Source organism: Nocardiopsis protaetiae, assembly GCF_045446735.1.
GTDB classification, from domain to species: Bacteria; Actinomycetota; Actinomycetes; order Streptosporangiales; family Streptosporangiaceae; genus Nocardiopsis; species Nocardiopsis protaetiae.
Genome location: NZ_JBJJBV010000067.1, coordinates 20,555 through 31,113 on the forward strand (window position 1 = coordinate 20,555; position 10,559 = coordinate 31,113).

Consider the following 10,559-nt stretch of genomic DNA (forward strand, 5'->3'; position numbering starts at 1 on the left):
ACCCGTGACCACCACCCCACCCGAACACCCCCGCCCCGTCGCGACCCTGCTGGTCGCCAACCGCGGCGAGATCGCCCGCCGCGTCATGCGCACCTGCCGCACCCTGGGCATCGGCACCGTCGCCGTGCACGCCCCCGGCGAGGAGACGGCCGCCCACGTCGCCGAGGCCGACACCGCCGTGCCCCTCCCGGTCCCCGCCGGGGGCGGGCCCGTGGACGCCTACCTCGACCCCGGCGCGATCGTGGCCGCCGCCCGCGCCGCCGGGGCCGACGCCGTCCACCCCGGCTACGGGTTCCTGTCCGAGAACGCCGCCCTGGCCCGCGCCGTCACCGCCGCCGGGCTCACCTGGGTCGGGCCCGGCGCCGACGCCATCGAGGGCATGGGCTCCAAGACCCGCGCCAAGGAGACCGCCCGCGCCGCCGGGGTCCCCGTCTCCGCCGCACTGGACCCCGACGACGTGCGCGCCGAGGACCTGCCCGTCCTGGTCAAGGCGTCCGCCGGGGGCGGCGGCCGCGGCATGCGCGTGGTCCGCGACCTGGCCGACCTGCCCGCCGAGGCGGCGGCCGCCCGCGCCGAGGCCGCCTCCGCGTTCGGCGACCCGGCCGTGTTCTGCGAGCCGTACGTCGAACGCGGCCGCCACATCGAGGTGCAGATCCTCGCCGACGCCCACGGCACCGTGTGGGCGGTCGGCGAACGCGACTGCTCGGTGCAGCGCCGCCACCAGAAGGTGATCGAGGAGGCGCCCGCCCCCGGGCTGCCCGAGGGCGTGCGCGGCGAACTGCACGAGGCGGCCCGCCGGATGGCGCGCGCCATCGGCTACGTGGGGGCCGGGACCGCCGAGTTCCTGGTTCCGGTCCACCCGCCCGCCGCGGGGGACGGGGACGGCGGTGCGTTCGGCACCCCCGTGTTCCTGGAGATGAACACCCGCCTCCAGGTCGAACACCCCGTCACCGAATGCGTCACCGGCCTGGACCTGGTCGAATGGCAGATCCGCGTCGCCGAGGGCGAACCGCTGCCCGGCGGCGGGCCGCCCCCGCCCGCCGGCCACGCCGTGGAGGTCCGCCTCTACGCCGAGGACCCGCGGCAGGGGTGGCGGCCGCGCACCGGCGTGCTCACCGCGTTCGACGTCCCCGCCGCCACCGTGTGCTTCGACCGGCCCGCCGGGTTCGGGGTGCGCCTGGACTCCGGGGTGGTGGCCGGGGACACGGTCGGCACCGACTTCGACCCCATGCTCGCCAAGGTCGTCGCCCACGGCCGCGACCGCCGCGACGCCCTGCGCCGCCTGGCCGCCGCCCTGGCCGGGGCCCGCGTCCACGGCGTGGGCACCAACCGCGACCTGCTCGTGCGCGCCCTGCGCCACCCGGTGTTCGCCGGGGCCGCCGAACGCCCCTGGGAACTGCACACGGGCTTCCTCACCGGGGACCGCCTCACCGCGCTCGCCACCCCGCTGGCCGCCCCCGACACCGAGGAGCTGGCCGCGCTCGCCGCCGCCCTGGCCTCCGCGGCGGCCGCCCGCGGCCGTGGGCCCCTGCCCGCCGGGATCCCCGCGCACTGGCGCAACCTGCCCTCGCAGGCGCACGTGCGCCGCTACACCACCGACGACGGGCGCGAGATCACCGCGGCCCACCGCACCGTCCGGGGCACCCCGGTGCCCGAACGGCCCGGCGTGCGCGTCCGCTCGATCGCCGTGGGCCGGGCCCTACCGGAAACGGGCGGGCCGGTCGGTGGAGCGCTCGTCTACGAGGGGCCCGGTGTGAGTGCCCGGCCGATCGCGGTGGGACGGGCCGCCCCGGAGACCGGCGGGCCGGTTGGCGGCGCGCCGGTTCCCGGTCCGGAGGCGGGCGGGGTGCCTCGCGGCGCGGCCGTTCCCGGGCGGCCGGACGGTACCGACCGGGTCGTGCTGGAGGTGGACGGGCTGGTCCGCGCCTTCACCGTCCACCGCGCGGGCGACCGGGTCCATGTCGACACCCCGTACGGGTCCGTCGCCCTCACCCCCGTCGACCCCCTCCCCGCCCCCGAGGCCGCCGTCGACCCCGGGGCGTTGCCCGCGCCCATGCCGGGCACCGTCACCTCCGTCGACGTCGCCGTGGGGGAGAAGGTCCGCGCCGGGCAGACCCTGCTGCGGATGGAGGCCATGAAGATGGAGCACCGCATCACCGCGCCCGCCGCCGGCACCGTCCGGGAGATCCCGGTCGCCGCCGGGCGGCGGGTCGGCGCCGGAACACCCCTCGCCGTACTCGACTACGAAGGGCAGGACAACTGATGACCGGGGCCATGACCTTCAACGAACCCCCCGAACGCGTCGAGCTGCGCGCCGTGGTCTCCGCGTTCGCCGCCGACTACGGATCCGCCTACTACCGGGCCAAGGCCAAGGAGGACGCCTACCTCACCGAACTGTGGAAGGCGGCGGGCGAGCTCGGCTACCTCGGCGTCAACCTCCCCGAGGAGTACGGCGGCGGGGGCGGCGGCATCGGCGACCTGGCCGCCGTCCTGGAGGAGTTCAGCGCCGCCGGGTGCCCGACCCTCATGATGGTCGTCTCCCCGGCCATCTGCGGCACCGTCCTGTCCCGCTTCGGCACCCCCGCGCAGCGCGAACGCTGGCTGCCCGGGATCGCCACCGGCGCGACCATCATGGCCTTCGCCATCACCGAACCCGACGCCGGGTCCAACTCCCACCGCATCACCACCACCGGCCGCCGCGACGGCGACGAGTGGGTCCTCAACGGGCGCAAGACCTTCATCTCCGGGGTGGACGTCGCCGACGCGGTCCTCGTCGTGGGCCGCGTCCAGGACGAGGACACCGGCAGGCTCTCCGCCGCCCTGTTCGTCGTGCCCACCGACACCCCCGGGTTCGAGAAGCACCGCATCGAGATGGACCTGGTCAGCCCCGACCACCAGTACCAGCTGTTCCTCGACGACGTCCGGCTGCCCGCCGACGCCCTGGTCGGCGACCCCGACGCCGGGCTCCTGCAACTGTTCGCCGGGCTCAACCCCGAACGCATCATGGCCGCCTCCCTGGCCGTCGGCAGCGCCCGGCACGCCCTCGACAAGGCCGTCGCCTACGCCAAGGAGCGCACCGTGTGGCGAGACACCCCCATCGGCGCCCACCAGGGGCTGGCCCACCCGCTGGCCCAGGTGAAGATCGAGCTGGAACAGGCCCGGCTGATGACCCAGCACGCCGCGTTCCGTTACGATTCCGGCGACGACGCGGGGGCGGGCGAGGCGGCCAACATGGCCAAGTACGCCGCGGCGGAGGCGTGCGTGCGGGCCATCGACCAGGCCGTGCAGACCCTCGGCGGCAACGGCCTGGCCAGCGAGTACGGGCTGGGCTCGGCGATCGCCAGCGCACGGCTGGCGCGGATCGCCCCGGTCAGCCGGGAGATGGTCCTCAACTACGTGGCGCAGCAGTCCCTGGGCCTGCCCAAGTCGTATTGACGCGGCCGAGACCGCAGTGACGCGGGCCGTGCGGGTGGCCGGGAGACGGGCGCCCGCGCGGCGGCGAGGGAACGAGGGAGACGGGTGGGGACCGCAGCGGAGCGCGAACCCAGACAGGAACGCAGCCGGGCCACCCGGGCCCGGCTGCTGGAGGCGGCCGTGGGCCGCCTGGCCGGGCACGGCGTGGCCGGGGCCACCGTCGGCGCGGTCGCCGAGGCAGCCGGGGTGTCCCGGGGCGCCGCACAGCACCACTTCCCGACCCGCGAGGACCTGTTCCTCGCGGTCATGCGGCACATCCTCGACAGCCGGGGCGCGGAGCTGCGCCGCCGCATCGCCGGGGTCCCCGAAGGGCCCGGGCGCACCGAGGCCGTGGTGGAGGTGGCCGTGGACGCGTTCACCGGCGACGACTTCCGGGCCGCCCTGCAACTGTGGGCGGCCGCCGCCAGCGACCCCGCCCTGCGCGAGAGCGTCGTCCCGATGGAGGAGCACGTGGGGCGCGAGTTGCACCGGGCGGCCGTGGAGCTGCTGGGTGCGGACGAGTCGCGGCCCGGGGTGCGCGAAGCCGTCCAGGCCACCCTCGACCTGGCCCGCGGGCTGGGGCTGGCCAACCTCCTCACCGACGACACCGCACGTCGCAGGCGCATCGTGCGCCAGTGGGCCGGGATGCTCGACACGGTCCTGGCCGGATGAGGCCTCCCATCCGGGCCGCCCGCGATGGCGCGGGCCCGAAAGCGGTGTTTATCATCGGAAGCCCGGTCGTCACCGAACGTGCCGACACACCCCCCGGCGGGCACGACCCCCAGAACTCAGGAATACAACAGGAAAAGGCGGTGGACAGGTGAGTGCGGACGCGGGCAGGGACATCCCCACCCTGGCCAGGAGAGCGCTGGACGCCTTCGCTGAGAGCGCCGCGCGCCGCAGGGACCGGGACGCGCTGATGGACGAGGCCTTCGCCGCCCTGTTCGACCTCTACCGGGCGACCACCCGCGCCGAGCGGCAGTCGCCCGCGGGCCGCGAGTTCACGTCCACCCTCGCCGAGCTGCTGGTCGGCGGCAACAACCCCGACCGGCTCGGCCTGTACGTGGTGCGCAGCCAGACCGCCGCCGAGAACGGCCGCTACGAGGGCTACCGGCCCGCCTGCTGGCGCCGCTCCATGCTCCAGATCCTCGCCGAGGAGTTCGTGCCCTGGCGCGAGTTCCTGCGCCAGGAGGACCTGGAGGCCGTGGCGCGCATCGACGACGCCCTGGAGGCGGTGGCCGAGACCGCGGTGTCCTCCGCCGGCGAGGAGGTGCCCGCCTGGGTGCCGGAGTCGCACTGGTGGTGGTGGGAGCCCGCCCGCAAGCGCGGAGAGCAGGCCCCCGAACGGTTCGACAGCGGCCCCCTGGACGCCGTCACCGAATAGCGCGGTGCACGGCCGCCCTCGCCGGTCGGCCGCCGGCGGGGCCGTACGACGTCGAGGAACGCCGACTCGGGTGTGCCCCGCGGTATCCGTGTGCCGGGAGACCGCGGCGCTCCAGGCCGCCGGTGGCCGTGGACGCTGGGGCGCTCCGTGGTGCCTGTGTGCCGGACCCGGGTGTGTTTTCGGTGCCGGACGGGTCGGGTCCGTGGAGCCGCGTGACGTCGGTGGCCGTGGACGCTGGGGCGCTTCGCGGTATCCGTGTGCCGGACCCGGGTGTGTTTTCGGTGCCGGACGGGTCGGGTCCGTGGAGCCGCGTGACGTCGGCGGCCGCGGACGGCGGGTGCGTTCGCGGACAGGGCGGGGCGGGGGCGCGACCGGTGCAGGGGGCGCGCCCCGGGCGGTCGGTCAGGGGGCGGGGTCCGGTGCGCCGGTGCGGGCGGCGATGATGTCGCGGTAGCGGGCGAAGGAGTCCTTGGGCGTGCGGACCTGGGTGTCGTGGTCCACGTGCACCAGGCCGAACCGCTGGTGGTAGCCCTCCGCCCACTCGAAGTTGTCGGTGAGCGTCCACACGAAGTAGCCGCGCACGTCCGCCCCCCGTTCGCGGGCCGCGTCCACGGCGGCGATGTGCGACTCCAGGTAGGCGACGCGCGCGGGGTCGGCCACCCGCCCGTCGACCATCGCGTCCTCGCACGAGCAGCCGTTCTCGGTGACGTACAGCGGCGGCAACGCCTCCCCGTAGCGCTCCGACAGCCCCACCAGGGTGTCGGTCAGCCCCTCCGGGACCACCGGCCACCCGAACGCCGTCGTGGGCACTCCCGTGATCTCGCCCAGCGCGAACGGCAGGTCCGACCCCTCCTCCGGGGCCAGGACCAGGCTCGGGTTGTAGTAGTTGACGCCGATGCCGTCCGTGCTGCCCGCGATGAGCGCCAGGTCGCCCTCGTGCACCCCCGGCACCTCCGCCGCGCCGAACGCCGACAGGTCCGGGTAGGAGCCCAGCATCACCGGGTCGGCGAACAGCCGGTTGTGCAGGGCGTCGTAGGCGGCCCCCGCCGCCAGGTCGGCCCCGGTCGCGTCCTGCGGCGCGCGCACCGGGGTCAGGTTGTTGGTGAGCAGCGCCTCCAGCCCGCGCGAACGCAGCTCCGCCGCGGCCAGGCCGTGGGCGAGCAGCAGGTGGTGCGCCACCGTCAGGAGTTCGGGGACCTCCAGGGTGCGGCCCGGGGCGTGGATCCCGAACGCGTGCCCGTAGGCCAGGTGGACCACCGGCTCGTTCAGGGTGATCCACCGCGGGACCCGGTCGCCCAACCGGTCGGCGGCCACCGCCGCGTAGTCGGCGAACGCCCGCGCGGTGTCCCGGGACGACCAGCCGCCCGCGTCCTCCAGGGCCTGGGGCAGGTCCCAGTGGAACAGGGTCGGGAACGGGGTGATCCCCCGCTCCAGCAGGGCGTCCACCAGCCGGTCGTAGAAGTCCAGGCCGGCCTTGTTGACCGGCCCGGTGCCCTGCGGCACCACCCGCGGCCAGGCGATCGAGAAGCGGTAGGCGTTCACGCCCAGGCGTTCGAGCAGGTCCACGTCCTGCGGCCAGCGGTGGTAGTGGTCGCAGGCCACGGCCGGACTGTGGCCGTCCAGGACGGCGCCCGGGCGGGCGGCGAAGGTGTCCCAGATCGACGGGGCGCGGCCGTCCTCGGCCAGGGCGCCCTCCACCTGGAACGCGGCCGAGGCCACACCCCACAGGAACGGTGACGACATACGGATCCGCCTTTCGTGTACGAGTGCCCTCCGGGGCTTTCCGGGGGCTGAAGGGAAGGGTGGGGGAGGGGCGCCGGGGCGGGGCGCCGGGTCAGGCCACCCCCTTGATGCGCCACACCAGGACGGCGCCCAGCAGGGTCAGCAGGCCGCAGACCGTGTACAGGACCGGGTAGCCGCCCAGGTACACCACGATCGGACCGGCCAGCGCCGGGGCGATCACCTGCGGTCCGGCGCTGGCGATGTTCACGATCCCCAGGTCCTTGGCGCGCCCCTCGGCGGCCGGGAGGACCTCGGTGACCAGGGCGTTGTCCACCGACAGGTAGATGCCGAACCCGACGCCCAGCACCACGGCGCACACGATCGTCACCGGCCAGGTCGGGAACAGCGCCACCAGGAACGCCGGGAGCGCGCACACCACCCCGGACAGGCACACCGGGCCGCGGCGCCGCCCCCAGCGGTCGGAGAGCATGCCCGCGACCACGGTGGTCCCCACCACCGCGGCCGTGTAGACCAGGATCAGCAGGAGCAGGCCGTCGGTGGCCGAGGAACCGGGGAAGAGCTCCTCGTAGCCGATGCCGTCGCGCAGGAAGTACAGCAGGTAGAGGGTGAACATGGCGTTGCCGGTCTGCATGAGGAACCGGGTGAGCCAGGCCCAGGCGAAGTCCGGGTGGCGGCGCGGGGACACCCAGAATCCGCGGCCGAAATCGCGCCAGGGCGGGCGTGCCTCGCGGGGCAGCGGGGGGTCGGGGGACAGCAGGGCGAAGGGCAGGGCGCAGGCGATGAGGAGCACGCCGATGAGCGTGTAGCCCGGGGAGATGCGGGTGACGACCACGGTCACCAGCACCACGGCGATCACCACGCCCGCGGACTGAGGGATGCCGACCCAGCCCGAGACCGCGCCGCGCTGGCGGACCGGGACCCGGTCCGGGATGGCTGCGAGCAGGGTGGCGTTGAGCAGGGACAGGGCCACCTGGACGAGCGACCAGCCGACGAGCACGCCCGTGACGGTGTCCTGGCGGCCCAGGACGATCAGGCCGACCCCGCCCAGGACGGCGCCGAGCAGCACCCACGGCCGGCGGCGGCCCAGGGGGCCGGTGGTGCGGTCGGACAGGGCTCCGGCCAGGGGGGTGCCGAGGGTGGCCATGAGGGCGCCGACGCCGGTGACCCAGGCCAGGGTGGTCTCCTTGCTCTCCGGGGCGATCACCCCGACCTGCTCGGGGAGGAGGACCTGGAGGGGGCCGAAGAACGCCATCCACATGCCGAGGTTGGCCAGGCTGATACCGGCCACCCACAGGGCGCCGACGGGGGCGGTGGGCTCGGCGAGGGCCTCGGGGACCGCGGCGGGGGCCGGGTGCGGGGCCGGGGCGGTGGCCGAGGCGGAGGCGGTGGCCGGACCGGGAGCAGCGGCCGGACCGGGAGGGGCGGCGGTGGCCGAGGTGTTCCCGGCGGCGGAAGCCCCGATGGCGGGCTCGTTCGCGGGGGTCGAACCGCCTCCGACGGCCGGACCGTTTCCGGCGGCGGGGGCGGCGGGGGCGGTGGCCGGATCGGGGCGATCAGGGAGATCGGGGCCTTCGGAGGGCGGAGGCGCGGGGGGCGTGCGCACGGATCACCTGCCTAACGTGAATTGTCTTCATGTTAGGTGCGTCACAAGCGCGGACGGAAGCCCGAGGCGGCATTCCAATGGCACTGGTCAAATTTGATCAGTGGAGAGGGGGCGGGCTAGGCTCGCACCAGTGGTCAAACTTGATCACCCTTGGAGGAGGGGCTGTGGGCGAAGACGTCGGGGAGACCGGGGGCAAGGGCGCCGAAGACGCGCGGGAAGGGGGCCCGGTCGCGCGGGACGCGCCGCCTGGGGTGCGCCCGAACGAGCTGACCATCCCGCTGCTGCCGTGCGTCTCGGCGGAGGAGACGCTGGACTTCTTCCAGTCCCTCGGGTTCGAGGTGACCTACCGGCAGCACCGGCCCTACCTCTACCTCGCCTTCCAGTGGAGCGGCGTCCACCTGCACTACGGGCGGGCGCCCAAGGGCCTGGACCCCGCTCGGGAGGAGAGCGGCGGCTGCCTGGTGCTGGTCGACGACGTGGCCGCCTACCACGCGGCGCTGGTGGCCTCCGTGCGCGCGGCCAAGGGGAGGGTGCCGACCCGCGGGCTGCCCCGGATCACCCGCTACCGGGCCGGGGCGAGCCGGTTCACGGTGATGGACCCCTCGGGGAACTCGATCATGGTCATCCAGCGGGACGAGCCCGAGGACCTGGACTACGGGGGCTCGCCGGACCTGGAGGGGCTGGCCAGGGTGCTGGACGGCGCCCGGATCATCCGCGACTTCAAACTCGACGACCACATGGCCTGGCGCTTCCTCAGGTCGGGCCTGCGCAGGCACGACGACGAGGCCTCGGCCGTGGAGCGGGCGATGGCGCTGGCGATGCTGGTCGAGCTGTCCGTCGCGATCGGCGAGACCGAGCGGAGCGCCGAATGGATCGAACGGCTCCGGGGGATCGAGCTCACCGAACAGGAGCGGGCCCGTGTCGAGGCGGAGCTCCGCAACGCCGACGAACTCCAGCGCTGGCTGTCCGGGTGACCCGCGCCGTGGCGTCGCGCCACGGCACGGCGCCCGCCCCCGGCTGTGTCCCCGCCCCTGGTCGTGTCCCTGCCGCCGGTTGTGCCCCCGCCCTCGGCCGCGTTCCTGCCGCCGGCCGCCTCCCTGTCGTCGGCCGTGTCCTCGCCCCTGACCGTGTCCCGGCCGCCGGCCGGGCGCCCGCATCCGGTTGACCGACCGGGCGCTCGCCTTCGGAGAGACGGTGCGGTGGTCGGGTCGGGTCGTGGGCAGCCGGTGGATCGGCCGCAGAATTTTTCCGTAATCAAGTTTGACTAGTGGCCGGAGCGGAGAGTACTCTCCTCCGAGTAGTCAAACTTGATCAGTCACTGAGGGGGGACCATGGAGGACCGCGAGCCCGCCGTTGTGGTGGAGGGGCTGTACAAGACCTACGGCGACACCAGGGCGCTGGACGGCCTCGACATGACCGTGGCGCGGGGGACGGTGCACGCCATCCTGGGGCCCAACGGGGCGGGCAAGACCACACTGGTGCGGACCCTGGCCACCCTGCTGCGGGTGCAGCGGGGGCGGGTGGAGGTGGACGGCGTCGACGTCGCCTCCCGCCCGCGCGACGTCCGCCGCCGCATCGGACTGCTCGGCCAGCACGCGGCGCTGGACGAGGAGTTGTCGGGGCGCCAGAACCTCGAACTGTTCGGCCGCCTGCACCACCTGGGCGGCCGCCGGGCCGCCGCCCGCGCCGGAGAGCTGCTGGAGCGGTTCGGCCTGGCCGGCACCGGCAAGCGCCCGGTGTCCGGCTACAGCGGCGGTATGCGCCGCCGCCTGGACCTGGCGGCCTCGCTCATCGTCGACCCCGGGGTGCTGTTCCTGGACGAGCCGACCACCGGCCTGGACCCGCGCGGGCGCACCGAGGTGTGGGATTCGGTGCGCTCCCTGGTGGGCGGGGGCACCACGGTGCTGCTCACCACCCAGTACCTGGAGGAGGCGGATCAGCTGGCCGACCGCATCAGCGTGATCGACGGCGGCCGGGTGATCGCCGAGGGCACCGCCGACCGGCTCAAGGGGCTGGTCGGCGGCGACCGGCTCGACGTGGTCGTCGCCGACCCCGGCCGCCTGGCCGAGGCCGCCACCGTGCTGGGGCGCCTCTTCGGCGACCCCGAAACGGTCGACCTTGCCCAACTGGTCAAGTTTGACCAGTCGATCGACGCGGGGGAGCGGACCCGCCACATCAGCCTCCCGGTCGCCGACCGGCGCGGCGCGCTGGCCCGCGCCGTCCGGGCGCTGGACGCCGCGGGGATCGAGGCGGAGGACCTCGCCGTCCGCCGCCCCACCCTGGACGAGGTCTTCCTCCACCTCACCGGTTCCCCCGCCACCTCCGCCCCGGACGCCGCCGCCCCGGACGCCGCCGCGCCCGGGGACCCGGCCCAGC

General features: G+C 75.1%; 8 protein-coding genes. 6 read left to right on the plus strand and 2 right to left on the minus strand.

All coding sequences use genetic code 11. The features are described 5' to 3' along the window. Positions 1-4 precede the first annotated feature (4 nt). The 4 genes from ACJOT3_RS12970 (at position 5) to ACJOT3_RS12985 (ending at position 4,837) form a co-directional block, all read left to right on the plus strand. Positions 5-2,263: an ATP-binding protein gene (locus ACJOT3_RS12970; RefSeq protein WP_406972312.1), complete on the plus strand. Its 2,259-nt coding sequence runs from the start codon at positions 5-7 to the stop codon at positions 2,261-2,263. Next, on the plus strand, positions 2,263-3,435 hold the full coding sequence (locus tag ACJOT3_RS12975; protein WP_406972314.1) for an acyl-CoA dehydrogenase family protein: 1,173 nt from the start codon (positions 2,263-2,265) through the stop codon (positions 3,433-3,435). The genes ACJOT3_RS12970 and ACJOT3_RS12975 overlap by 1 nt, the downstream gene beginning before the upstream one ends. A gap of 84 nt (positions 3,436-3,519) precedes the next feature. Then, the gene (locus ACJOT3_RS12980) at positions 3,520-4,125 is read left to right on the plus strand and encodes a TetR/AcrR family transcriptional regulator (protein WP_406972316.1); all 606 of its coding nucleotides are present in this window, start codon (positions 3,520-3,522) and stop codon (positions 4,123-4,125) included. Between the two features lie 148 nt (positions 4,126-4,273). Further along, entirely contained in the window at positions 4,274-4,837 is a 564-nt protein-coding gene (locus tag ACJOT3_RS12985) for a hypothetical protein (RefSeq protein WP_406972318.1), read from the plus strand. Positions 4,838-5,239: 402 nt separating this feature from the next. On the opposite strand, the gene ACJOT3_RS12990 is transcribed toward ACJOT3_RS12985, so the two are convergent. Next, positions 5,240-6,580 (minus strand): GH1 family beta-glucosidase, encoded by a 1,341-nt coding sequence (locus tag ACJOT3_RS12990; RefSeq protein WP_406972320.1) that lies wholly within the window; start codon positions 6,578-6,580, stop codon positions 5,240-5,242. 91 nt (positions 6,581-6,671) lie between these two features. Then, positions 6,672-8,183, minus strand: coding sequence for an MFS transporter (locus tag ACJOT3_RS12995; RefSeq protein WP_406972322.1), 1,512 nt, complete (start codon positions 8,181-8,183; stop codon positions 6,672-6,674). Positions 8,184-8,347: 164 nt separating this feature from the next. Between ACJOT3_RS12995 and ACJOT3_RS13000 the strand changes: the two genes are divergently transcribed. Next, positions 8,348-9,157, plus strand: a complete 810-nt coding sequence (locus ACJOT3_RS13000) for a DUF8817 family protein (RefSeq protein ID WP_406972324.1) — start codon at positions 8,348-8,350, stop codon at positions 9,155-9,157. Between the two features lie 357 nt (positions 9,158-9,514). Further along, on the plus strand, positions 9,515-10,559 hold a 1,045-nt coding region (locus ACJOT3_RS13005), incomplete at its 3' end, for an ATP-binding cassette domain-containing protein (RefSeq protein WP_406972326.1).

Bases quoted from the DNA above. Each gene is read 5' to 3' on its own strand.
- ACJOT3_RS12975 (WP_406972314.1), top strand. From the start codon at position 2,263: ATGACCGGGGCCATGACCTTCAACGAACCCCCCGAACGCGTCGAGCTG.
- ACJOT3_RS12990 (WP_406972320.1), bottom strand. From the start codon at position 6,580: ATGTCGTCACCGTTCCTGTGGGGTGTGGCCTCGGCCGCGTTCCAGGTG.